Raw genomic sequence first — 21,963 nt, 5'->3', positions numbered from 1 at the left:
TCAAAGGCCCGATTGGGCAGTCGACTGGATGCCGGCAACGATGCTTGCGGCACCGAACAGGATGAAGCAGCCCAGGATCACGGTCGCCCCATAGCGCCAGTTGATCCGGCCGGTGAGCATCAGGAAGCCGACCGAGGCGACGGCGATCACCGCAACCACTGTGGCGACGGTGCCGAGCAAGGTGCCCTGCAGCCAGTGCACTGCGGAGACGATAACCCCCGATCCCGCGGGATCTGCACCCAATTCCTGCGCCAAGGCGGCGCTGGGCATCAATGCTGGCAGCATCGCCGCGGCTCTTAGCGAGCACCCCCAAAATACACGGTTCAACACGCCGCTTACCCCCTGATTCGAATGTCGATAATGCGCACCGGGTTAGCCGCTGCCAATGGCTTTCCGTAGAAAATTCGCATCTGCCACCGCTTTGGCTTCATCTCGATTCTCGAAAACATCGAGGAAATGTCGTGTCTTGCCCGCGCGGTCAGCCTCTTGTGCAGTTCCCGGTCGCGCTCATGGCCGGTGCCAAGTTCTCCTTGGCTTCAAAGCGATCGATGCGGCAACGCCTGCGCACGGTCCTTGCGGCGCTACCTTCGTATATGCCGAGGCGACGAAGAGATACTGGCGGCACCGTTGGTATCTATGGCTGAGCGCCCCGCCGGAAACTAAGCCGCGTGCAGCAATCCCGGGCCTTGTTCGCTTCGGATCGCTTCGAGGAACCAACAACCATGCAATGCGACAATAGTCGAGAAACCACGCCACTGTCGTCGTCTGGTCGGAGCTGAAGTTCGGCTTCTCGCCGGCGGCCGCGGTCGCGTCGCAGCGAGGTGCCGACATGGACGTCATTTGAAGCGAAACGTGCCTGGGTTCCGCCGACCAGCTGGCGGGCGCACGGACGCATATCCCCGGCAACTCGAATGCCGCTGCATCGCCTGGATGGATGAAACGCGCATTCGCGGCGCGGATCCGGGCGATGCCTCGATGCACCTCACACTGACGAAGCTCGCTTGCTAGAGCCAGGAAACCGACATGACCCTGATGACGAAGGCCGCGCCGGGCGCCGCCGCACGCTCCCGCGATCCCAAGCTATCGGTGCGCGCGATCCGCGAGGCGCGGAACAGCGTGGAAACGACGCTCACCAACTTCCGCGCCAGCGATGCGGGGCTGACCACGGCGGAAGCGGCGGCCCGCCTGGCCAAGGACGGGCCGAACGAAGTCGCGCACGATCGCCGCCCGCCCGTCTCGGCCCAACTCCTGCATGCCTTCGCCAATCCGTTCATCGCGGTGCTGATGACGCTGGCGGCGATTTCGTCGGTGACGGATATCATCCTCCCGCTGCGCCGGGGCGAGCCGGCGGACTATACCGGTGTCCTCATCATCGTGACGATGGTGGTATTGAGCGGATTGCTGCGCTTCTGGCAGGAATATCGCTCCGGCAAGGCGGCCGACGCGCTGAAGGCGATGGTGCGCACCACCGCCACGGTGCGGCGACGCGGGGACGAGGATGCCGAGGCGCATATCGGCGAGATCCCGATGGCGGAGATCGTCGTCGGCGACATCGTCCAGCTTTCGGCCGGCGACATGATCCCGGCCGACATAAGGCTGCTCGAATCGCGCGACCTGTTCGTCAGCCAGGCCGCGCTGACCGGCGAGGCGCTGCCGGTGGAGAAATATGACACGCTGGGCGCGGTGGCCGGCAAATCGGCCACTGCGGCAACCGACGACGACGCCAATGCGCTCGATCTGCCGACGATCTGCTTCATGGGCACCAATGTCGTGAGCGGCACCGCCACGGCGATCGTCGTCGCCACCGGTGCCAGGACCTATTTCGGCTCGCTGGCCAAGGCGATCGTCGGCTCGCGTGCGGAAACCGCATTCGATCGCGGCGTGAATTCGGTCAGCTGGCTCCTGATCCGCTTCATGCTGGTGATGGTGCCGGTGGTGCTGCTGATCAACGGCTTCACCAAGGGCGACTGGACCAACGCCTTCCTGTTCGCGCTCGCAGTCGCGGTCGGCCTCACGCCCGAGATGCTGCCGATGATCGTCTCGTCGAATCTCGCCAAGGGCGCAGTGGCGATGGCGCGACGCAAGGTGGTGGTGAAGCGGCTCAACGCGATCCAGAATTTCGGCGCGATGGACGTGCTGTGCACCGACAAGACGGGCACGCTGACTCAGGATCGCATCATCCTCGAGCGGCATCTCGATATTCACGGCGAGCGCGACGACGCCGTGCTCCGCTATGCCTGGATCAACAGCCACCATCAGAGCGGTGTGCGCAACCTGATGGATCAGGCGGTGGTCCGCTTCGCGAGCGAACTGCCGGACGTGATCCGCCCGGTGGAAGCCTATCTCAAGATCGACGAACTGCCGTTCGACTTCGTCCGCCGTCGCCTCTCGGTAGTGGTCGAGGACGCCGAGGACCGGCATCTGATCGTCTGCAAGGGCGCGGTGGAAGAAATGCTCGGCATCGCGCATGCCATCCGCGATGGCGGTGTGGTGCGTCCGCTCGGCGATGCGGAACGCCATACGCTGATCGCCCGCGCCCGCGCGATGAACGCGGAGGGCTTCCGCGTGCTGGTGCTCGCGACGCGGGTGGTGCCGGAGGATGAGCGCAAGCTTCTCTACGGCATCGCGGACGAGCGGGATCTGATCGTCGAGGGCTTCCTCACCTTCCTCGACCCGCCGAAGGAAAGCGCGGCGCCGGCGCTCGCCGCGCTCGCCGAGCATGGCGTGGTCGTGAAGGTGCTGACCGGCGACAATGAGGTGGTCACCGCGCGCATCTGCCGCGAGGTGGGGCTTGAGCCGGGCCAGCCCCTGCTCGGACGCGACATCGAAGCGCTCGACGATGCGCGGCTGCGCAGGCTGGTCGATGAGCGGACGATCTTCGCCAAGCTCACGCCACTCCAGAAATCGCGGGTGCTCAAGGCGTTGCAGGCAAATGGCCACACCGTCGGCTTCCTCGGCGACGGGATCAACGACGCGCCCGCACTGCGCGACGCCGATGTCGGCATCTCCGTCGACAGCGGCACCGACATCGCGAAGGAGTCGGCCGACATCATCCTGCTCGAGAAGAGCCTGATGGTGCTGGAGGAAGGCGTGCTGAAGGGGCGCGAGACCTTTGGCAACATCATCAAATATCTCAACATGACGGCCAGCTCGAATTTCGGGAACGTCTTCTCGGTGCTGATCGCCAGCGCCTTCATCCCCTTCCTGCCGATGCTGGCGATTCAGCTTCTGATCCAGAATCTGCTGTACGACGTGTCGCAGCTCGCATTGCCGTGGGACAGGATGGACCGCGAGTTCCTCATGCGCCCGCGCAAATGGGATGCGCGCAACATCGGGCGCTTCATGCTGTGGATCGGGCCAACCTCCTCGATCTTCGACGTGACCACCTTCGCGCTCCTGTGGTTCATATTCGGCGCGAACGCCCCCGAGCATCAATCGCTGTTCCAGTCGGGCTGGTTCGTCGAGGGACTGCTGTCCCAGACTCTGGTGGTGCATATGCTGCGCACGCAGCGCATCCCCTTCTTTCAGAGCATCGCGGCGCTGCCGGTGCTGGTGATGACGGCGCTGATCTGCACGCTTGGCGTGTTCCTCCCCTTCTCCGCCTTCGGGGCGATGGTGGGATTTCAGCCGCTGCCCTGGCAATATTTCCCGTGGCTGGCCGGGATCCTGTTGAGCTACTGCGTCGTCGCCCAATCGATGAAGGCGCTCTACATTCGGCGGTTCGGGCAATGGTTCTGAAGCGCGGTGCGTGGGCGTTTCAGGGAACCGTCCCGCAGGGCGGCCGGCATGGAGACGGCGCCGGCGGCCAGCCCGACGGGTCCAGGCGCCCGCCCGAACCATCATGGCGGGAGCGCCTGGCCCGCTTGACCGCCTGGGCTGTCGCCGCCATCGCGATGCTCCTGTTCGCGATGGCGGCGATGCTCGCACGGCACGGCGCGATCTCGCGACGACAATGGCTGCGTGCCTCGCGGTTCTGCCATCGCCTTCAGCGCGCGGCGCTCCACATCCTGCGCAGGGCCGGCTGAGTGATGCGCGCGGGGTTTCCGGGGCGTCGCCATGGCGAAGGGCGCAGAATGATCGACGGAAGGCGCGCCGCGCGGCATAGGGAAGACAGTCGACGCACACGACGCAGGCACACCCAAGGGCTTCGCGATGAACTCAGGCACAAGGTCATGACGCGAAGGCGCGGGAGCGGCCTGGAGCGCGGGCGGGCAATCAGGATCGCGCTGCTGATCGCCGCCATCGCAGCGATCTTCGTCATCGATACGGTGACCAACTATGCCATTGCGGCGGCAGTATTCTACGTCGCGGTGATTCTGCTCGCCACACGGCTGATGCGCCCCCGATCGGTCGTCGTCCTGGCATCGGCATGCGGAACGCTGACGGTTGTCAGCTTCGGGCTCACGCATTCCGGGCTGTACGAGGTCGGCATCATCAACACCGGGATCAGCCTCGTCGCAATCGCGGTGACCACGTATCTCTCGCTCAAGCTGGTCGCGGCGGAGGCAGCGATCCACGATGCGCGCGAGCGGCTCACGCGTATCGCGCGGGTGACCAGCCTGGGCGAGCTCACTGCCTCGATCGCGCATGAAGTGAACCAGCCGCTCGCTGCGGTGATGACGAGCGCAGGGGCGTGCCGGCGCTGGCTGGCCGCCGACCCTCCCAATATCGAAAAGGCGGAGCGCGCTGCCGAGCGGATCGTCGCGGAAGCCAGCCGCGCCAGCGAAGTGATCGCGCGCGTGCGGGGGCTTGCCAGCGGCAAGTCGCCGATACGGGGGGCGTTCGACCTCGGCACGCTGGTTCACGAGATCGTTGGGCTGGCGCGCGGACAGATCGATCGCAACGACATATTGCTGCGGCTCTATTTGCCGGAAGACTTGCCGCGCGTGTTCGGCGATCGGGTGCAGATCGGCCAGGTCATCGGCAATCTGCTGCTCAACGCGATCGACGCCGTGATGGCGGATCCGGCCCGCGGGCACGAGATCGAGATGATCGCGTCCGTCGCCAAGGACGGGTCGAGCGTGACGCTCGCGGTTGCCGATTCCGGCATCGGCTTTCGCGGGCAGGAGGCGGAGCGGCTGTTCGATGCCTTCTGGACGACCAAGCAGGACGGCATCGGGCTGGGGCTCACCATCAGCCGCGCGATCGTCGAGGCCAATGGCGGCCGCATCTGGGCCGAGGAAAGCGATCTCGACGGCGCGGCCCTGTCGTTCACCTTGCCGATCGCGCCCGCCGAAGGTGAAGGCGAAGAGGAGGCCGGAGCATGACCGATCCCGAATCCCCGATCGTCTATATCGTCGATGACGACCGCTCGGTCCGCGAGGCGCTGGAGGATCTGCTTTCCTCCGTCGCACTGGGTTCGCGATCCTTCGCCTCGGTGCAGGAATTCGCCGGCGCGGCGCGGGCGGAGGTGCCGTCCTGCCTTGTGCTCGACGTGCGCATGCCGGGCCAGAGCGGGATGGAGTTTCTTGCCCATATGGCCGAACGCGGCATCGTCCTGCCGACGGTGATGATCACCGGCCATGGCGACATCGCGATGGGCGTCCGCGCGATGAAGGACGGCGCGATCGAGTTCCTCACCAAGCCCTTTCGCGATCAGGATCTGCTCGACGCGATCAATCGCGGCATCGAGATCGATCGCTTGCGCCGCGCGGCTGCGGCGGAAACGCGTCGCGTGCGGGAATTGTGGGAAGCGCTCTCCCCGGGCGAGCGCGAAGTGGCGCGGCTGGTGGTGCGCGGTCTGCTCAACAAGCAGGTCGCCGCCGAGCTTGGCCTGAGCGAGATCACGGTGAAGGTCCGCCGTGGCCACATGATGCGCAAGATGGAGGCGCGGACGCTGCCCGATCTCGTCCGCGCCTTTGATCGCATCCACGGCTAGGCCCGGCCACCGTCGTCGCGATGGACCGCATCATGGATGCGAACATGCTCGGCATCGATCCATGCCAGCAGGCTCGCGGCCGTGCGGCTCCTCCGGCGATGCGGCAGCAGCAGCAGCTCCAGGCCGGTCAGCAGCCGCAGTCGCAGCCGGAGCGCCAGCGGCATCGGCTTGTGGAAATGATCCGGCGGCATGGCCATCCTCCATCTGTCAGATTTTCGCGTTCATGCTGAACAGGACGGTGCGCGGCGCGGCGCGCATGAACGTCTGATAGTCGCCGGAAACCGAATAGCCGCCGATCCCCACCGACCCGATATTGTGCCGGTCGAGCAGGTTGCTGACATCGAGACGAAACAGCAGTTCCGGCAGGCCGGTGCGCTTCGGCAGGCGATACGAGGCGTGCGCGTTCACTTGCCAATAGGCGGGGACATGGATGTCGTTGCTGTAGGTGAAGGGATCGTCGAGATAGAGCGTGCTCGTCGCCCCCGCCTCGAACCGGCCGCGCTTCGCCGAGACCTGGGAAATGAGCGAGACGCCCGGATAGCCCGGCTGGAAATGCCCCTTGAGCGGCATGGCTTCCCCCGCCACCACCAGATCATCGGCATAGCGCAGCTTGCTGACGGAAACGGACTGCGAGATGTCCAGCCAGGGGGCGGGCTTCAGATCGACGATCGCGTCGGCGCCGATCAGCTCCGATCGCGGCACGATCCCGACGGTGCGCACCGGATTGAACTGCGGCCCGCTGGTCCCGTTGAGCAGGCGATTGAGGATGATGCCGTAATAGGCGTCGATATTGATGCTCAGCGCGCCGAACCGGCGATATCCGCCGACCGTGAAGTTCCAGTCCTTCTCCGGTTTCAGCGTGGCGCGTGCCGCATCGAACAGCTCCTGGTTGTCCGCGGCCCAGGCGGAAGACACCGGCCCGATATTGCCGCGTGACGACACGCGATAGCCCATCGCCGTCTTGGCGATGTCGAGGTAGAGCGACGTACCGGCGTCGGGATGCCAATCGATCGCCAGATGCGGCAGGAAGGGATCGATGGTCCTGAGCGTCCCGTTCGGCGCCCGGTCGGGGCCGATGCCGCCACCGCTGGTCGAGAAGTTCACCGATTTGAAGCCGGCATCGATCGTCAGCGCATCGCTGGGCTTGAAGACGTCGCGCACATAGAGCTGGAACGACCTGGTCCTCCAGCGCGAGTCGTTGGCGATCTGGAAGGCCGGCCCATAGACATCATAGGGCCCGATCGCCCGCAGCGGCGCGCCCTGCCCCGGAAGCGGCTGATTATAATAGGCGAAGCGCGAGGTGGACGAAGTGCGCTCCACCCAGGCTCCGACGGAGATGGTGTGGCGGTCGCCCTTCCAGCTGAGGTCCGCCGTGCCCCCGAAACGCCGGGGGCGCGTCTGCCAGACCTGCGAGGAAAACGGTGCGCCGGTTTGCGAGGGCGTCGAGACATCCGAGATCTCGATGTCGGATTTGCTGATCGCGGCATAGCCCGTCACGCTGCCGGAAAGCCGGTCCGTCAGATTGAAGCGATGGGTGATGTTTCCGACGAAATCGCCGGTCGCCTGGCCGGTGTCATAGGGGATGAGCGACGCCAGCTCCCCGCAGCTGTACGCGCCGCACGACTTGCTCGCATTCTCGGGCGCCGCGATGAAGACTGCGCGCGCATAGTTGGGATAGAAGATGTCGGTCCCGTTCCAGCCGAGCTTGGCCAGCATGTCGAACGAGGTGTTGTTGTAGCCCCAGATCTCCGCGCGGGCGAAGGAGAGGAAGGCGGTTAGATCGCCCCAGGGAAGGTCCTGGACGAGCTTGGCGTTGGCGCGCAGCATATATTGGGTTCCCGCGCCGGTATATTTGTCCTTGGATATCCGCTCGATGCCGAACAGCATCCGCGGCCCGTCCTCGCCGATCCGGCCGGTATTGACCGTGGCGCTGGTCACGAGGGTGTGGTCCCCGCCGAGGCCCTGCGTCACCTCCATCGCGAAATGCGGCTTGGGATCGGCGATGGCATAGCGCATTTCGCCGCCGTTTCCCGTGTTCGAGAACGTGCTCACCGCCGCGGAGCCAGGGGATATCCTGACGGAATCGATATTGGCGGCGACCCCGATATTGAGCGGCGCGGTGCCGGTCACGCTGCCATAGCTGCCGTCGTTCAGCGGAATGCCTTCAAGGGTGATCGCAAGTTCATTCTGGCGGAACCCGCGCACCAGCAGAAACCCGTCGGACAGATCGAGGCCATAGGCATCGGTCGATGTGAAGGTTACGCCCGGAAGATTCTTCACCAGCGCCAGGGCGCTGCTGCCGGAAAGCACGTCCGACCAGTCGCCCTTGGTGAGGGCATAGTCGCCTGCCTCGATCGGGCGCCTGGTGCCGTCGGAGAGCGTGGAGCGCTTGCCGGTCACGGTGATTTCCGCGTCCGGCTGCGCTTCCGCATCGGGCGCCGGCGCGACCGCGGATGTCTGCGCCCAGGCCGGCGTGGCGATGCTGCCGATCGCGCCGATCGCCAGCGCGGATTGGCTGCAATGGATGAGGATTTTGGAGAATGAGAGCACAGGAATTCTTTCTGAAGACGGCGCACGCGCCATCGCTCCGCCGCGTGGGAGCGGCAGATGGTGGGGTGCGGGCAGGAAACGGATGTCGCGGCAGCCGCGCGCGGCGAGCAGGCGGCGAAGAGATCAGGCGTTGCTCATTCTTGCCTCTCGGGAACAACCCGGAAGGCGAAGGCGATCAACCCTTCGCCCGTATCGCGGCGTCGAGGCTCATCGACCTTCCGTCCTCCGGGACGGGATCGGGATGGCACGATGCGGACCGGCGCGCGGCGCGCGCCTACTGTCGCAATCGTCCGACGGGTTATCGGTTCGCGAGTTCATCGCATCCCCTTGGCCGCACGGGCGCGAAAGTGCCCCGTGCCGCACTCGGACTATTCCCGGTGCCCGGTATGGTTCAACGCTACCATGGTATATTCGCCTGCACTTGCAGAGGCGCTGCGGCGGCGAGGCGCGAACGAGCCCTCTCAGGCCCCGCCCGAGATCGGCGCCTTCAATGGTGGAGCGATTTTCGCAAGCGACCTGCCCGGAAACCATGATCGGGCATTCGCGGTGCCGGCATTGCCGGGCTCTTGCAGCGCCTGCCGGACCAGCCGCGATGGCCGAGCCGGCAGAGCGGGCAAGTCTTCGCGGATCACAGTGCGGCTGAAAGCGGAACCGCGACTTCCGGACGCGCGGACGCTGACTGCCGCCGTCTGCGCCGATTATCCGCTTCATCCAGCTGCGCCATCCAGAATGCACCAATTCTGGGGCCGGGCGATCCCCGGCCATCGGCATGGAGGGGCTCGGCATGAACGGCCTCGGCATGGATAGTGGAGGAAGCCGCTCGATGCCGCTTGCGCAGGCGTTGCAGGGTCGCCCCCAGCCGGTTGGCGAGTTGGTCGACAACGCCTTCGCCATGGACCTGTTCGAGGTGGATCAGCATGGCCGCCGCCGCTATCCAAAGGCACAGGTGCAGTGCCTCCGCCAGCAATATCTGCGCGGCGAAATGCGTTTCGATCGATGCGGCCAGTTTCAGGTGCAGCACGACCAGCACGATCGATGCGAGGATTCCGGCTGCGCTTTCCTTGCGCCGAGGGGGCTTGCCCAGGGGAATAGCGAACCAGGGGATGAGCAGGCAGAACAGCACGCTGTCCATGCGCATCACCAATACGGTCAGCGCCGACTGGCGATCGAGCGGAGGGCCATTGCGCATCTTCGCGATTAGGTCCGCGGTCGAAAGCCGATCGAAGCGGTGCATCGGGTCTTCGTCGACCATGCCGATCCCCGCCGGCTTGCCGGAAAAGTCCATGCGTTCGAAGCGGACGGCACGGACCTGATCCCCCTCCGCGCGAATCACGCCGACGCCGTCGCGAAGCCGCAACCGCACGCCGCCGTCGGGCGAGAAGCCGATATCGGCGCGCGGCGCGCTGAAGCTGTCCTCGCCGCGGCGGACGACGACTTCCTCGAGCCGGCGCTCCCTCCCGCTTCCCAGCCCGCCGACGAAGAGCGTGGTCGAAGCGTCGAGCTCGATCGGCTCGCCAAGCGGCAGGGGCAGGCCATGTTCCCCGGTCTGCATCTCGCGATAAATGGTATCGAGCGTGCGCTCACCGGCGGGCCGCAGTTCGAACCCGACGACGAATTGAGCACCGGCGACGAGTGCGGCAAAGGCGAGCGGAACGGCCATGATGCGCAGGCGGCTCATGCCGGCGGCCGCGGCGATCTGCCATTCGCCGCGCAAGACCATCTGCCGCACCGCCATGGCCGAGGCCAGCATCAGCGCGACGGGCACCGCGTCGCTCAGATGCTCCGGGATCAGCGCGACGATGAGCCGGACCAGCAGCAGCATCGCATCGCTGCTCTTCTGCACCTCCGAGAGCAGGCGCCGCAAATTCTCCAGCTGGAGGATCGCCGGAATGATCGAGACGATCACGACGAAGCGAACCGCGATCTTCGCGGTCCAGTAGCGATCGAAGATGCCGCCGATCATTTCGAGCTGCGCGGCGAAAAACCGAAGCCGTGCAGATACTGCATCTGCACGCTTACGGTGGTGATGCCGGCGCCGGCGATCACCTTGGCCTGTTCCACGGTCGGCTTGCTGCGCACGAGCGCCCGGTTCGCAGGTATGCCGGCGCCGTCGCTCCAGAAGGAGAATTTGTCGCGCCCCACCCGGTTGTGCCGAAGCAGGACCGCATAGGTGCCGGGCTGGGGGACGCGGACGCAGATCGCCACATTGCCGGTGGCGGGCAGCCGCGACCGGGTGCGGCGGAAAACCTTGCCCTCGGCGACCAGATCCGTGTCGGTCCGCAGATAATCGGTGTCGTTCGGCGGATAGAGCTCGAGCCAGAGCTCGCCGCTGCGATCCTTCAATCCCTGGACGTTGACCTGGATCGCCGGTCCTCGGCCGGTCCGGCAATAGTCCGAATCCTCGCCGATCTGCGCGTTCGCAGCCGGCGGGAGGGCGATGGCAATCCAGGCAAGTGCCGAAGCGATAACGATCCGCGCGAAGTGCATTCCGCGTATTCCCCCGATCTTTCAGGGACAGACGACACGGCAGGGGTCGACTCTCACTTCGGGCCGCGAAAAATCCTCATCGGCGCGCCGGCGGGTCGTGGCGGACGTAGACGAGGAGATGCTCCTCCTCGCGCCACTGCGAGAGCGCGAGCGAATAGTCGCGCTGCAACGCCGCGTCGATCACGGCCTTGCTGGCTGTGTTCCAGGGCGAAAGCGGCGCGTCGAGCGTGACGATCACTGGCGGCCGGCGCGCGAGGATCCGCCGGACCTCGGCCGCCTCGTCGGTTCCGGTCGCGCCCTGTTCGGCAGCATAGGCCAGTGTCGAAGGAAAGGCATATCGCGTGGGCACACAGGCGCGTGCGAGCACATAGAGCACCGAATCTCCGGCGAAGACATAGGGGCAGCCGGTGGCCGAATGCGCTTCGATCACCCGTGCCGCCGTGTAGATGCTCGTGCGATAGTCGCGCTCGGTCGAAAGGTGGAAGACGGCCAGGATGAGCGCGGCTGCGGCCGCCAGCCCTTGCGCAAGCCGCGATCGGCCCAGCGCCGGCCCTGCGATCATCGCCAGCGGGCCGAGCAGCGGCAGCGCATAGTGATCGAAGAACGCGCCGATCATCGCAAAGGCGATCAGCGCCGCCGCGAGCCAGGCGAAGCAGATCGCCAGCGCCTCGTCGCGATCGGAGAAGCGCCGGGCCATGGCGGCGGCCAGGACGAAGGGCGAGAGCTGCGCCGCCGACCCCGCGAGCCGCGCGGCGATCTTGCCGGCGGGATAGCCTCGCCGCAGGGCGATCGAAGTGAAATTCGAGAACCAGAAGGCGTCGAATGCCGCGGCTCCCTGCGCCTTGAAATAGAGGATCGCCGCCAGGGTGGGCGCGATTCCGAGCGTTGCCCAGAGCATGCCGGCGCCGATCGTCAGGGCGATCCGGGCGCCGGCGCGATGCAGGTACCAGAGATGGGCGATCCCGAAGAACGCACCTTCCACCAGCGGCGTGTATTTTATCTGGATGGCAAGGCCGGCGAGCAGGCAGGCGACCATGCCGCTGGCAAGTATCGCGCCGATCTTTCCGTGCCGTGCCCGCTCGGGCAGGCACAGGGTCAGATACCCGCCCGCCGCCATCAGCAGATTATAATAGACCGGCGACTGGCCGCCGCGCCCGCTCAGGAACGACAGCCACAGGATATAGGCACAACCGGCGAGCAGCACCCCGAGCGGACGCGCGCCGAGCCGCCGCGCGCCGAGCGCCACGATCAACCCGGTCAGCGCGGCGCACAGCGTCGCGACCAGCTGATAGGCGAGGATGCCGTCGCCGGGCAGCAGCCGCATGCCCGCGAAGAGCAGGAACAGCCCGATCGGCTTTCGGTCCCAGATATCGAGATAGGGCAGTGCCCCGTGCAGCATCCTGTCGCCGACGAGCAGATAGAATTGCTCGTCGACATGGATCGACGGATTGCCGAAATCGCGCGCGCGCACCGCCACCGCGAACATCAGCAAGATCAAGAACGTCACCGCATTTCGATACGTCCCTGCCCGGATCATCCCCCGCTCGCCCTTCCCCGTTGGTTCCCATCGAATCCTATGAGGTTCGGCTCCCAGCGTCATGGAAACTATTTTTCGGTGGCGATGTGGGGGTCGCCCCTCGCGGCATCGTCAGGACGGTATCGGGGAGAGCCAAACGCGGCGCCGGCAGATGATTTCGCAGCCGCCGCGCTCGAGCTCGATCCCGGTGGACTGTCGGGGATTGGGGCAGAGTATGTACATCGACCTGGAGCGTGAGCTGCCGCCATCGGCGAACCGCGCCGCGCCGGATATGGCTGTGGATTGGACGGTGGTCGTCCCGTTCTTCAATGAACGGGAATTGCTGGCCGGCACGATCGCCAGCCTTGCGCGGCAAACCGTGCCGTTCCGGCTGGTCCTGGTCGACAATGGCTCGAGCGACGGCAGCGGGGCGATCGCGGAGGCGGCGGCGCGGCGCCACGGGCTCGACTATATGCTGGTCACCGAGCGCGCGCCCGGCAAGGTCGCCGCGTTGCGTGCCGGCTTCGGCTGGTCCCGTACGCGCTGGACCGCCACTTGCGACGCCGACACGCTATATCCCCCGCATTATCTCGCCGCGGCGGGCGAGCTGCTGTCGCGGCGCAATTGCGTGGCCGCAGGCGCCTATTTCGTCGCGCCGGGCGCCGATGCCGACGACCGCGCGGCACGCGCCGAGACGATCCGCAAGGCCGCGCGCCTGCTTCCGCGCCAATCGCATACCGGGGGCGCCGGTCAGGCCTTCTGCACCGCGACGCTGCGCGCGGTAGGCGGCTTCGATCCCGATCGCTGGAACTTCGTGCTGGAGGATCATGAAGTGATCCACCGCATCATGCGCAAGGGCACGATGCACTATTCCGATGCCCTATGGTGCATGCCCTCGCCCCGCGAGCGGGACCGCGATTCGATCCGCTGGACCCTGTTCGAGCGGCTTGCCTATTCCGTGGCCGCGCCCTGGGCCGGCGACTGGTTCTTCTATTCGTTCCTTTCGGCCCGCCTGCGAAAGCGCCGGCTGCTCAGCCACAACATCCGTGAGCGCCAGTTCCAGCAGACAGAGGAGACCAAGCTTGTCCCGACTCATTCTGTGCGCTGACGATTTCGCCTATTCGCGGGCAGTGAGCGAAACCATTGTCGAGCTCGCCGTGGCAGGCAAGATCAATGCCATCAGCTGCATGACCGGCATGCCCGGCTGGCACCGCGACAGCCTGTTGCTTCAGACCGTCCCGTCGCACGTCCAGATCGGCCTCCACCTCACCCTCACCGGCGAGAAGCCGCTCACTCACATGCCCGAGCTGGCGCCGCGCGGCGTGCTGCCCGACATCAATACGCTCCAGCGTAGGGCGGCGCGCTGGAATCTGCCGTTCGGCGAGATCGCCGACGAGATTCGCGCGCAATTCGCGGCGTTCGCGCAGGCGATGGGCCGCGCACCCGATTTCGTCGACGGTCACCAGCACGCCCATGCCCTGACCGGAATACGCGAGCTCGTGCTTGCCGAAGTCGCGTGCCGCGCGCCCCGCAGCTGGGTTCGCGCCTGTTCGGATCGCTTCTCGTCGATGGTGCGGCGCCCGTTCCTGGGCAAGGCGATCGGAAGCAGCTTCCATACGCGGGGCTTCCGCCGCGCCGCGGCGGCCTATGGCATCGCCACCAATGACAGCTTTGGCGGCCATTATGACTTCGCCAGCGATTATGCGGACCTGTTCGGCCGCTTCCTGCGCGGCGGGCGGGGCATGCACCTGGTCATGTGTCATCCGGGCGCCGGAGAACGCGAGGACGACGTGATCGCCGATGCGCGGTGCCGTGAAGCCGAGACCTTGATCAAACTCCCGATCGCCGACATGGCTGCGCGTGCCGGAATGGCGTTCCCTGGTCGAGCGGAGGGTCGGCGCGAAAGTGTCGCAAGAAGATCTGAAGGCCATTTTCCTCGCGCAGAGGCCCATGTTGCTGCGGCTTCTGGCCGCGCGGCTGGGTAGCCGCGATGATGCCGAGGACGCTCTCCAGGACCTATGGTTGAAGCTGGACCATATTCAGGCGCCGATCGCGCAGCCCGCGGCCTTTCTGTACCGGATGGCGGCGAACCACGCGACGGATCGCCGCATCGCGGCCTCCCGCCGGGTGGCCCGCGACGGTGCGTGGCTCGCGGTCCAGGCGCCGCCGCCGGCTGTCGCGGATCCAGAGGGCGTGATCGCCGCCGCGGACGACCGCCGGGCGCTGGAACGCGCGATCGCGGCGATGCCCGATCGCATGGCAACGGCGCTGCGCATGTTCAGGCTCGAGGAGCGCCCGCAGCGAGCGATCGCGGAGCATCTGGGCATCAGCGTCAGTGGCGTCGAGAAGCTGCTGGCGCGCGCCTATCGCAAGATTCACGATTCGCTGTCGGAGCCGGGCGCGGTGATCGAGGCGGAAGGGGGCACCAATGACCACTGACCGAGTGGATATCCCCGATCAGGCGATCGCCTGGCACCTGCGGCTTGCGGAGGTCGACGAGGCGGGCTGGGCGGAGTTCATCGCCTGGCTCGAAAGCGACCCGGCGCACGCTGCGGCCTATGACCGCGTTGCCGTCGCCGATCGACGGCTGGACGAGACGGTCTTCCCCGCGGCGCCCGTGCACACGGCCGACAACGACAACCCGCCCGAGCCGCGGCGCTGGTGGTGGGCGCTGGGCGCGGGCGGCGCGGTCGCGGCCGCCATCGCCCTGGTGGCGTTCCAGCCGCGCCCGGTCGAGCAGGCGTCGAGCACCTATGTCGTCGCCACCGCCAATGGCGAGCGCAAGACGGTGATGCTCGGGGACGGTACGCGCATCGAACTCGGCGGCGGCACCGCAGTCACGCTCGACCGTGCCGACGATCGCGTCGCGTCGCTCGATCGCGGCGAGGCCGTCTTCCATGTGCGCCACGATGCGGCGCGCCCGTTCACGGTTACCGCCGGCGGCGTCGCGGTGCGGGACCTCGGCACTGTCTTCGATCTCGGGGTTGTCGATACGCGTGTGCAGATCGCCGTGGCCGAAGGCTCGGTCATGCTGCGGCCGGAGCGCGAGGCGCTGCGCCTGGGGCCCGGAGAAGCCGCGGCGCTCGACACGCGGACCGGCAGGATCGCGCGCATGCGGGTGGCGCCGGCGCTGGTGGGCGGATGGCGCACCGGAGACCTGTCGTTCGACGGAGCACGGGTCGGCGACGTCGCGGCCGCGCTGACGCGCCTCTATGGTACCGAATTGATACTTGCCCCGAACTTGTCCACCAGACCCTTTACGGGCATGATCCGCTTCACCGGGGCCGCCGAACGCGACGTACCGCATCTGGCCGAACTGATCGGGGCAACGTCGCGACGTGAAGGCAAGCGCTGGATTTTGTCGGAAACGCCGTAGAGGCGGAGCGTGTGCGCTGGCGTTGGTGCTGGCGCTGCCGGCATCTCCCGCGCTCGCCCAGCGCGTCGCATTTTCGGTTCCGGCGACGACCCTCGACCAGGCGTTGCTGATCCTGGCCCGCCAGGCGGGCGTGGAGATCATCAGCACCGAGCCTGGTCTGTCGCGCGTGCGGACCCTGCCGGTCAGCGACAGGTCGAACCTGGCGGCGGCGCTTTCCCGCCTGCTCGCCGGCACCGGCTACCGGGCCGAGCGCGCGGGCCGGGGATATCGGATCGTGCGCGCCAGGATTGCCCCGGCGCCGCCGCGGCCCAAGCGCAAGCCGGCCCCCGCCCCGCCCCCGAAGAGCGAGAACGCCGACGAGATCGTCGTCGAGGCGAACAAGCAGCGTGTCCCGCTGCTTCGCTACCCGGGCAGCCTGACCACGCTGCGCGGCGACGAGATACCGGCGCCGCCGGGAAACGGCCTGTCCGACATCGCCTCCTCCACCCCCATTCTGCAGAGCACCCTGCTTGGCCCGGGCCGAAACAAGATCTTCATCCGCGGCGTGGCCGACAGCAGCTTCAACGGCAGCACTCAATCGCCGACCAGCGTCTATTTCGACGATGTCCAGCTGAACTATTCGGGGCCGGATGCGGGCTTGCGGCTCTACGACATGCGCAGCGTCGAGGTGCTCGAAGGGCCGCAGGGCACGCTCTATGGCTCGGGGGCGATCGGCGGGGTGATCCGGCTCACTTCCAATCCGGCCAGCGTCACCGAGACTTCCGCCTCGATGATCGGCGGCGCGACCGCGACCGATCACGGCGAGCCGGGGTTCGATATGGCCGGCATCGTCAATGTGCCCGTGATGCGGGAGCGGCTGGGCTTGCGCGCGGTCGCCTATCGGGTGCGCGACGGCGGCTATATCGACGACACGACGCGGCACGTGCGCGACACCAATCGCATCGACACCCTGGGCGGGCGACTGGCGCTGCGCCTCGAACCGGGTGACGGCTGGCGAGTCGAGCTGAGCGGCGCGATCCAGTCGATCGACATGGGCGACGGTCAATATGCGAACGCTGTCGGGCGCCCCCTGGTCCGGCTCTCGCGCCTTCCGCAGCCCTTCCATAGCGCATTATGGCTGGGGCGCTCCGTCATCTCGAAGGACTGGGACAGCGGGTTGCGCCTGGTCGTCGCGAACGGCATCGTCGCGCAACATTCGGTCGAGCAGTTCGATGCGTCGCCACGCGGGCCAGGCCCGACCACGCAATATCGGGCGGACCGCGACAAGCTGCTCGTCAGCCACGAAACCCGCCTTTCGCGTTCGCTCGGGAACGGCAATTCCTGGGTGGGCGGCTTCACGCTGGTCAGCGACCGCGACATCCTGTCCCGCGCGATCGAGACTTCCGTCACCGACCGTTCGCTTATCGGCGTCACCAACGTGTCGCGTGCCGCGTCCGTGTTCGGCGAGGCGAGCTTTGCCGTGTTCGACGACATTTCCCTGACCCTGGGTGCGCGCGCCACCATGGGCCGGAACGACGGCGAGCCTTCCAGCACGCCGCGCGGGGGCAGCTTCACCAGGGGGCGCTCGACGCACCGGATCGACCCGACCATCGCCTTCTCGTGGCGGCTGGCGCCGGCGCTGGCGATGTTCGGCCGCTTCCAGACCAGCTATCGCACCGGCGGTCTAGCCGTCGCGGCTGGCACCGGCCGCGTCGCGGACTATCTGTCGGACGTCATCCAGGTGGGAGAAGTCGGCATTCGCAAGCTGCGCACGGGCCCCACCGGCCTTGCCTTCTCGCTGGATTTCTCGATCGCGCACTGGAGCAATATCCAGGCCGACCTCGTTACCCAGCGCGGGCAGCCCTATACGGCGAATATCGGCGATGCGCGAATTCGGGCAATCGAATCCAGTTTCGATTGGGTGCCGATCCCTGGCCTTCATGCGCGCGGATCGATATTCTACACCGCCAACCAGGTCCTGGGCCCGATCGCCAGCGCGTCGAAGCGCGACAATCGGCGTCTTCCGGAAACTCCGCCATTCGCCGCCACCGCCAGCCTCTCCTACAGCGCGACCAACCATCGGTACGCGCCGCGTTTCGGGATCACGGCCAACTATGTCGGGCGCTCCGTGCTCGGCACCGGCGATTTTCTCGATATCAGCCAAGGTCGCTACTGGGTAATGGGCCTGTCCGCGGGCGCCCGCCTCGGCCGCGTCGATTTGTCTCTGGACGTCGACAACCTCTTCAACGGGACTGCCAATCAATTCGCGTTCGGCAATCCCTTCACGCTCCTGGCCCGCAATCAGGTGACGCCGCTGCGACCGCGCAGCGCGCGCCTTGGTCTGGCCGTCCACTGGTGAGGCCGGCGAACGCCTCGATGGAAGCTATGCGATGACCGTAGATCTGCCGCCGGATCAGCCGCCCGCGCTGCGTCAGCGCCTGGTGCGCTGGCTGAGCATCACTCTGTCCGTGATAACGCTGATTGCCATCGTGCTCGCGGTTCGCGGCCTGGATTTTGCCGGCCTGCTGCGATCCACTCCTGGCAGTCCGCTGTTCTGGACAGCCTTCATCGCTTCATACCTGCTCGTCCCGGGCAGCGAATGGCTGATCTATCGCAAGCTCTGGCACCTCCCTCCAAACGGCCTGTTGCCCTTGCTGCGCAAGCAGATCGCCAACGAATTGCTGCTTGGCTATTCGGGTGACGCCCAACTCTATCTATGGGCCCGCCAGAACGCGGGGGGCACGAATGCGGCGGCTGCGGTCAAGGACGTCGCGCTGCTCTCGGCCGCCGCCGGCAACATCGCGACGCTGGCGATGATGGCGGCAACCGCGCCGATGCTATGGTCGATGATGGATAGCGGCTGGCTGCGAGCGCTCGGCATATCCATCGGGCTGGTGACGCTGGTCTCGCTGGCCATCTTCCTGTTCCGCGGTGCGTTGTTCAGCCTTCCGCGCCGCCAGCTCTGGGGGATCTTCGCCGTGCACCTGGCGCGGCTCTTCATCTCGATCCTCCTGCTCGCGGTGATGTGGCACGTGCTGGTCCCGCAGGCGACGCTGGCCTGGCTGTTGCTGCTCGCGACGATTCGCCTGATGCTCTCGCGCCTGCCGCTCTTCCCGAACAAGGACGCCCTGTTCGCGGGCGCGACGATACTCGCGCTTGGGGCTGGATCGGATACCTCGCGCGCCATCGCGCTCGTCGCGGCGCTCACCATCGCGGCGCACATCGCCCTGTGGCCGCTGACCTATTTGCCCATGCTCCGCCGCTGGATGCCCTCCACGTCGCGATCGATACCGCCCAAGGCCGGGCTCGAGCCCGAATGAGCGTGGCGGCGTAGCGGGAATATCGGCCATCGGCCGGGGATGCGATATTCCCGCCAGGAACCTGCGCGAGTCAGAACGTCTTCCGGATGCCCGCGAAGATTCCCCGCCGGGCACCATATTGCGGCGCGCCCACTCCGACGCCGGAGCCATCGCGCAGCAGGTAGATGCGGTCGAACAGGTTCACCACGTCGAGCCGGATCGACAGGCCCTTCAGCAAGCCGGGGCCGTCGATGTTCTGCGTGATGCCTATATTCGCAGTGAAATAGGACGGCAACTTGCCGCCATTGGGCACGATGCCGGCCGGATCGCCCGCGCGCAGACCATCACCGTAGAGAAAGTCGACGGAGGGTACGAGCGTGCCGATCCCGTCCCGTATCGTCAGGCTGCCGCCGCCCGAAGCGGTCCAGCGTTGCGAATGATCGGTGAAGATGCTGTGCGCCGCGATGTAGTCGAGCTCGTCCTGAGCGAAGAAATATTGGCTCGAGACGATGTCGCGCCCCTTCTCCTCGCCCCGCGCGACATTGGCGTAGAGATCCAACGGGCCGTGCGTGTAGTTGGCGGTCAGTTCGACCCCCCAGGCATAGCCTTTCGCATAGTTGAAGGGGGACAGGACGAGCGAGGGGCCGAACTGCCCTTCGTCGAGCAGGTTGCGCTTGATCTTGTAATAGGCGTCGATGCCGACCTTCAGCCCCGGTGCGAGGACCTGCTGGACGCCGCCATCGAAATAATGCTCGCGCTCCGCCCGAACGGGATCGTCGGTGGTGATTGCCGGACCCTTGGTCGTGCCGGCGAACAGCGCCAGCGTCGGCGCCGCGACCAGTTCCTGCGGCGGCGGCGTGAAGTTGCGCGCATAGCCGAGATGGAAGGTCGTCCCCTCCAGCGGTTTCCACACCATGTTGACCCGCGGGCTGAGCTGCTGTTCGCTGGTATAGGCGCGCACCGCGTCGAAGCGGACGCCGTAGTTGAGCGTGAGCCTGGGCGTCAGCGACCACTCGTCCTGCAGATAGATGCCGTAGAGCTGGCCATTGCGGCCGCCGGTATCGGCAATGGTCAGCGGGATGTCGGAGGTCTGATTGCCGTTGGCGTCGACCGGGAACACCCGCGAGACGATATCGGAGCGGGTCCGCTCGTTCTGGAAGAACAGGCCGAAGCGCAGCATGTGGCTGTCGGATAATTTGTAGCTGCCATCGGCCTGCACGCCGGTGGTCAGGCTCGACAGGCGGGAACGGTCCGCGACGCCGGTCAGGATCAGGTCGCCGCCTTGCGGATCGGGCGTGAAGCGGGTCTGCGAATAGCGGATGAACGGCGCGATCTGGAAGTTCAGCGCGTCGCCCGCATATTGATAGGCGAGGACGCCGTAATGCGTGATCTCGCGCTGGTTCTGGTCGAGCTTCGCCGAATCGAAGGTCGAGTTGCCGTTGAGGACATAGTTCCCGCCCCCTGGCGCGGCGCCGCCCTGGCCGGGATTGTTCGGGATCTGGAAATAGCCGATCGAGGTGCCGCCGAACACCGTCAGCCGGCTGGTGTCGGACAAGATCTCGGAAAGATAGCCGAACCCCCGGTACTGGCGGGTATGGTCGTGAATGGCATCGCGGGCGGCGGTCGGGTTCTCGACTCCGAGGTCATTTTCCAGATAGCTGCCCGAAAGGAAGTAATTGAGGTTGCCGCTCGTGCCGTGCAGGCTGGCGCTCGGCTGCAGCATGCCGCGGCTGCCGCCATAGAATCCCATGTCGCCGCCGTCTTCGAACGCGCCGGTGCGGGTCTTGAGATTGACGACGCCCGAGGTGCGATAGCCATATTGCGCGGGCAATGTGCCAGTCAGCAGATCGACCGAATCCGCGATGTGCGGATCGAACGTCGCCCCGAAGCCCGAGATGCTTTCCGGCACGATGATCCCGTTCAGCCGGTACTGGAGGTTGGCGTGCTCGTTGCGGACATGGATCGAGCCGTAGCTGTCGAGCGTGACGCCGGGTGCCTGGACCAGCACCTGCACGAGGCTGCGGTCGACGCCGCCCGGCTGATTCTCCAATATCTTGCGGTCGATGCGATAGTCGCTCGCGCCCAGGGACGGCAGGATCGCGTCGCGCGCTTCGTCGAGCCGCCGCCCCGTAACGACGATGTCGTTCGACTTGCCGCCGCTGTCGGCGGGCGCGTCCTGCGCCTGGGGCGTGGCAGAGGCATCGGACGGGGCGGCGCCTTGCGGGGCGGCGGTCTGCGCACCGGCGACGGCGGGAACGAGCGCGGCGCCGGCGGCGGCCAGCAGGAAGAGATATTTCATGATCATGAGCTCCGGGTCTTCGAAAACGGACTCGCAGGACGAGAGTCTATCGAGATGCGGGAGGCGCAGTTGCGCCCTTCCCGCGCACCTCAGGCCTGGAGGAGCGGTGGCGCGCGACTTTGCCAAGCGTGGGAACGCTGGCGCAGGGCCAATTCAAGCGACGACGTGACCGCCCGCCATAGCGCGATCGGCGTGGGCGGGACGAACGTGGCCGAAGCTACGGGAAGATAGGTGCCGGCCTGCGCGATCTCCTGACAGATCGGGCAGGGTGATTGATCCTCTCCCGACAATGCAGCAGTCGATATGCTCGATGCTTCCACGGGGCTGGCGCCGGCCGCGTGCGTGACGGGATTCGCGTGAAGATGCCCCTGGATCACCAGGCTCTGGCAAAGGAAGGCCAGAATGGCGGTCAGCAATATGATGGTCGACCAAATGCCCCGATCGGCATGTTCGGGAGCGGGATGCGCACCGGCGAAGCCCAGGCCGGCATGGCGCCGCGATCGGAGATCGGAGCGTCTCGCTCGCATCTATTCCGGATCACTCATCGGCACATCATCGGCCTTTGTCGCGACGCGCAGT

At 66.5% G+C, this 21,963-nt stretch carries 18 protein-coding genes; 10 read left to right on the top strand and 8 right to left on the bottom strand.

The genetic code is table 11. The annotated features are described in order from the left end of the window. Window positions 1-285, bottom strand: a complete 285-nt coding sequence (locus tag FFS08_RS10740) for a TrbC/VirB2 family protein (RefSeq protein ID WP_137861708.1) — start codon at window positions 283-285, stop codon at window positions 1-3. Between the two features lie 738 nt (window positions 286-1,023). Between FFS08_RS10740 and mgtA the strand changes: the two genes are divergently transcribed. From mgtA to FFS08_RS10725, 4 genes are all read left to right on the top strand, one after another. Further along, the gene (gene mgtA / locus FFS08_RS10735) at window positions 1,024-3,738 is read left to right on the top strand and encodes a magnesium-translocating P-type ATPase (RefSeq protein ID WP_137861707.1); all 2,715 of its coding nucleotides are present in this window, start codon (window positions 1,024-1,026) and stop codon (window positions 3,736-3,738) included. A 125-nt stretch (window positions 3,739-3,863) separates the two neighbouring features. Continuing rightward, window positions 3,864-4,025: a hypothetical protein gene (locus tag FFS08_RS23440; protein WP_171012562.1), complete on the top strand. Its 162-nt coding sequence runs from the start codon at window positions 3,864-3,866 to the stop codon at window positions 4,023-4,025. A gap of 147 nt (window positions 4,026-4,172) precedes the next feature. Then, on the top strand, window positions 4,173-5,267 hold the full coding sequence (locus tag FFS08_RS10730; RefSeq protein ID WP_137861706.1) for a sensor histidine kinase: 1,095 nt from the start codon (window positions 4,173-4,175) through the stop codon (window positions 5,265-5,267). Beyond that, the gene (locus tag FFS08_RS10725; RefSeq protein WP_137861705.1) at window positions 5,264-5,878 is read left to right on the top strand and encodes a response regulator transcription factor; all 615 of its coding nucleotides are present in this window, start codon (window positions 5,264-5,266) and stop codon (window positions 5,876-5,878) included. The genes FFS08_RS10730 and FFS08_RS10725 overlap by 4 nt, the downstream gene beginning before the upstream one ends. Here FFS08_RS10725 and FFS08_RS10720 read toward each other — a convergent pair. The 5 genes from FFS08_RS10720 to FFS08_RS10700 all read right to left on the bottom strand — a co-directional run bounded on the left by FFS08_RS10720 (window position 5,875) and on the right by FFS08_RS10700 (window position 12,422). Then, window positions 5,875-6,069: a hypothetical protein gene (locus FFS08_RS10720; RefSeq protein WP_137861704.1), complete on the bottom strand. Its 195-nt coding sequence runs from the start codon at window positions 6,067-6,069 to the stop codon at window positions 5,875-5,877. The two genes, FFS08_RS10725 and FFS08_RS10720, sit on opposite strands and share 4 nt — an antisense overlap. 16 nt (window positions 6,070-6,085) lie before the next feature. Continuing rightward, on the bottom strand, window positions 6,086-8,428 hold the full coding sequence (locus FFS08_RS10715; RefSeq protein ID WP_171012561.1) for a TonB-dependent receptor: 2,343 nt from the start codon (window positions 8,426-8,428) through the stop codon (window positions 6,086-6,088). A gap of 628 nt (window positions 8,429-9,056) precedes the next feature. Next, window positions 9,057-10,391: an LptF/LptG family permease gene (locus tag FFS08_RS10710; protein ID WP_137861702.1), complete on the bottom strand. Its 1,335-nt coding sequence runs from the start codon at window positions 10,389-10,391 to the stop codon at window positions 9,057-9,059. Further along, window positions 10,388-10,915 carry a DUF2141 domain-containing protein gene (locus FFS08_RS10705; protein WP_137861701.1) on the bottom strand — a complete coding sequence of 176 codons (528 nt, stop codon included), beginning with the start codon at window positions 10,913-10,915 and terminating at the stop codon, window positions 10,388-10,390. The genes FFS08_RS10710 and FFS08_RS10705 overlap by 4 nt, the downstream gene beginning before the upstream one ends. A gap of 76 nt (window positions 10,916-10,991) precedes the next feature. Next, window positions 10,992-12,422, bottom strand: coding sequence for a glycosyltransferase family protein (locus FFS08_RS10700; RefSeq protein WP_137861700.1), 1,431 nt, complete (start codon window positions 12,420-12,422; stop codon window positions 10,992-10,994). A 244-nt stretch (window positions 12,423-12,666) separates the two neighbouring features. Between FFS08_RS10700 and FFS08_RS10695 the strand changes: the two genes are divergently transcribed. Genes FFS08_RS10695 through FFS08_RS10670 form a run of 6 tightly spaced genes read left to right on the top strand, consistent with a single transcriptional unit; the run spans window position 12,667 to window position 19,106 of the window. After that, a complete protein-coding gene (locus tag FFS08_RS10695) occupies window positions 12,667-13,539 on the top strand; it encodes a glycosyltransferase family 2 protein (RefSeq protein WP_137861699.1) in 873 nt (290 codons plus the stop codon). Beyond that, window positions 13,514-14,416, top strand: coding sequence for a ChbG/HpnK family deacetylase (locus FFS08_RS10690; RefSeq protein WP_137861698.1), 903 nt, complete (start codon window positions 13,514-13,516; stop codon window positions 14,414-14,416). Before FFS08_RS10695 ends, FFS08_RS10690 begins: the two co-directional genes overlap by 26 nt. Then, entirely contained in the window at window positions 14,382-14,870 is a 489-nt protein-coding gene (locus tag FFS08_RS10685) for an RNA polymerase sigma factor (RefSeq protein ID WP_249340993.1), read from the top strand. The genes FFS08_RS10690 and FFS08_RS10685 overlap by 35 nt, the downstream gene beginning before the upstream one ends. Next, window positions 14,860-15,807: a FecR family protein gene (locus tag FFS08_RS10680; RefSeq protein ID WP_137861696.1), complete on the top strand. Its 948-nt coding sequence runs from the start codon at window positions 14,860-14,862 to the stop codon at window positions 15,805-15,807. Before FFS08_RS10685 ends, FFS08_RS10680 begins: the two co-directional genes overlap by 11 nt. Before the next feature lie 25 nt (window positions 15,808-15,832). Then, a complete protein-coding gene (locus FFS08_RS10675; RefSeq protein WP_249340992.1) occupies window positions 15,833-18,145 on the top strand; it encodes a TonB-dependent receptor in 2,313 nt (770 codons plus the stop codon). Window positions 18,146-18,176: 31 nt separating this feature from the next. Continuing rightward, window positions 18,177-19,106: a hypothetical protein gene (locus FFS08_RS10670; protein ID WP_137861695.1), complete on the top strand. Its 930-nt coding sequence runs from the start codon at window positions 18,177-18,179 to the stop codon at window positions 19,104-19,106. 70 nt (window positions 19,107-19,176) lie between these two features. Here FFS08_RS10670 and FFS08_RS10665 read toward each other — a convergent pair whose 3' ends face one another. Further along, window positions 19,177-21,384 (bottom strand): TonB-dependent receptor, encoded by a 2,208-nt coding sequence (locus FFS08_RS10665; RefSeq protein WP_137861694.1) that lies wholly within the window; start codon window positions 21,382-21,384, stop codon window positions 19,177-19,179. Between the two features lie 89 nt (window positions 21,385-21,473). Next, entirely contained in the window at window positions 21,474-21,800 is a 327-nt protein-coding gene (locus FFS08_RS10660; RefSeq protein WP_137861693.1) for a DUF2946 family protein, read from the bottom strand. Between the last annotated feature and the right edge of the window lie 163 nt (window positions 21,801-21,963).

It is taken from the genome of Sphingomonas sp. 1F27F7B, from assembly GCF_005503355.1.
GTDB lineage: Bacteria > Pseudomonadota > Alphaproteobacteria > Sphingomonadales > Sphingomonadaceae > Sphingomonas.
The sequence above is the reverse complement of the archived record's forward strand: the minus strand, read 5'-3'. Positions and strand labels throughout refer to the sequence as shown.

Coding starts and splice junctions, on each gene's coding strand:
- FFS08_RS10730 (WP_137861706.1), top strand. CDS start 4,173: ATGACGCGAAGGCGCGGGAGCGGCCTGGAGCGCGGGCGGGCAATCAGG.
- mgtA (WP_137861707.1), top strand. CDS start 1,024: ATGACCCTGATGACGAAGGCCGCGCCGGGCGCCGCCGCACGCTCCCGC.
- FFS08_RS10680 (WP_137861696.1), top strand. CDS start 14,860: ATGACCACTGACCGAGTGGATATCCCCGATCAGGCGATCGCCTGGCAC.
- FFS08_RS10705 (WP_137861701.1), bottom strand. CDS start 10,915: ATGCACTTCGCGCGGATCGTTATCGCTTCGGCACTTGCCTGGATTGCC.
- FFS08_RS10720 (WP_137861704.1), bottom strand. CDS start 6,069: ATGCCGCCGGATCATTTCCACAAGCCGATGCCGCTGGCGCTCCGGCTG.
- FFS08_RS10665 (WP_137861694.1), bottom strand. CDS start 21,384: ATGAAATATCTCTTCCTGCTGGCCGCCGCCGGCGCCGCGCTCGTTCCC.
- FFS08_RS10695 (WP_137861699.1), top strand. CDS start 12,667: ATGTACATCGACCTGGAGCGTGAGCTGCCGCCATCGGCGAACCGCGCC.
- FFS08_RS10725 (WP_137861705.1), top strand. CDS start 5,264: ATGACCGATCCCGAATCCCCGATCGTCTATATCGTCGATGACGACCGC.
- FFS08_RS10670 (WP_137861695.1), top strand. CDS start 18,177: ATGACCGTAGATCTGCCGCCGGATCAGCCGCCCGCGCTGCGTCAGCGC.
- FFS08_RS10740 (WP_137861708.1), bottom strand. CDS start 285: ATGCTGCCAGCATTGATGCCCAGCGCCGCCTTGGCGCAGGAATTGGGT.
- FFS08_RS10685 (WP_249340993.1), top strand. CDS start 14,382: ATGTTGCTGCGGCTTCTGGCCGCGCGGCTGGGTAGCCGCGATGATGCC.
- FFS08_RS10710 (WP_137861702.1), bottom strand. CDS start 10,391: ATGATCGGCGGCATCTTCGATCGCTACTGGACCGCGAAGATCGCGGTT.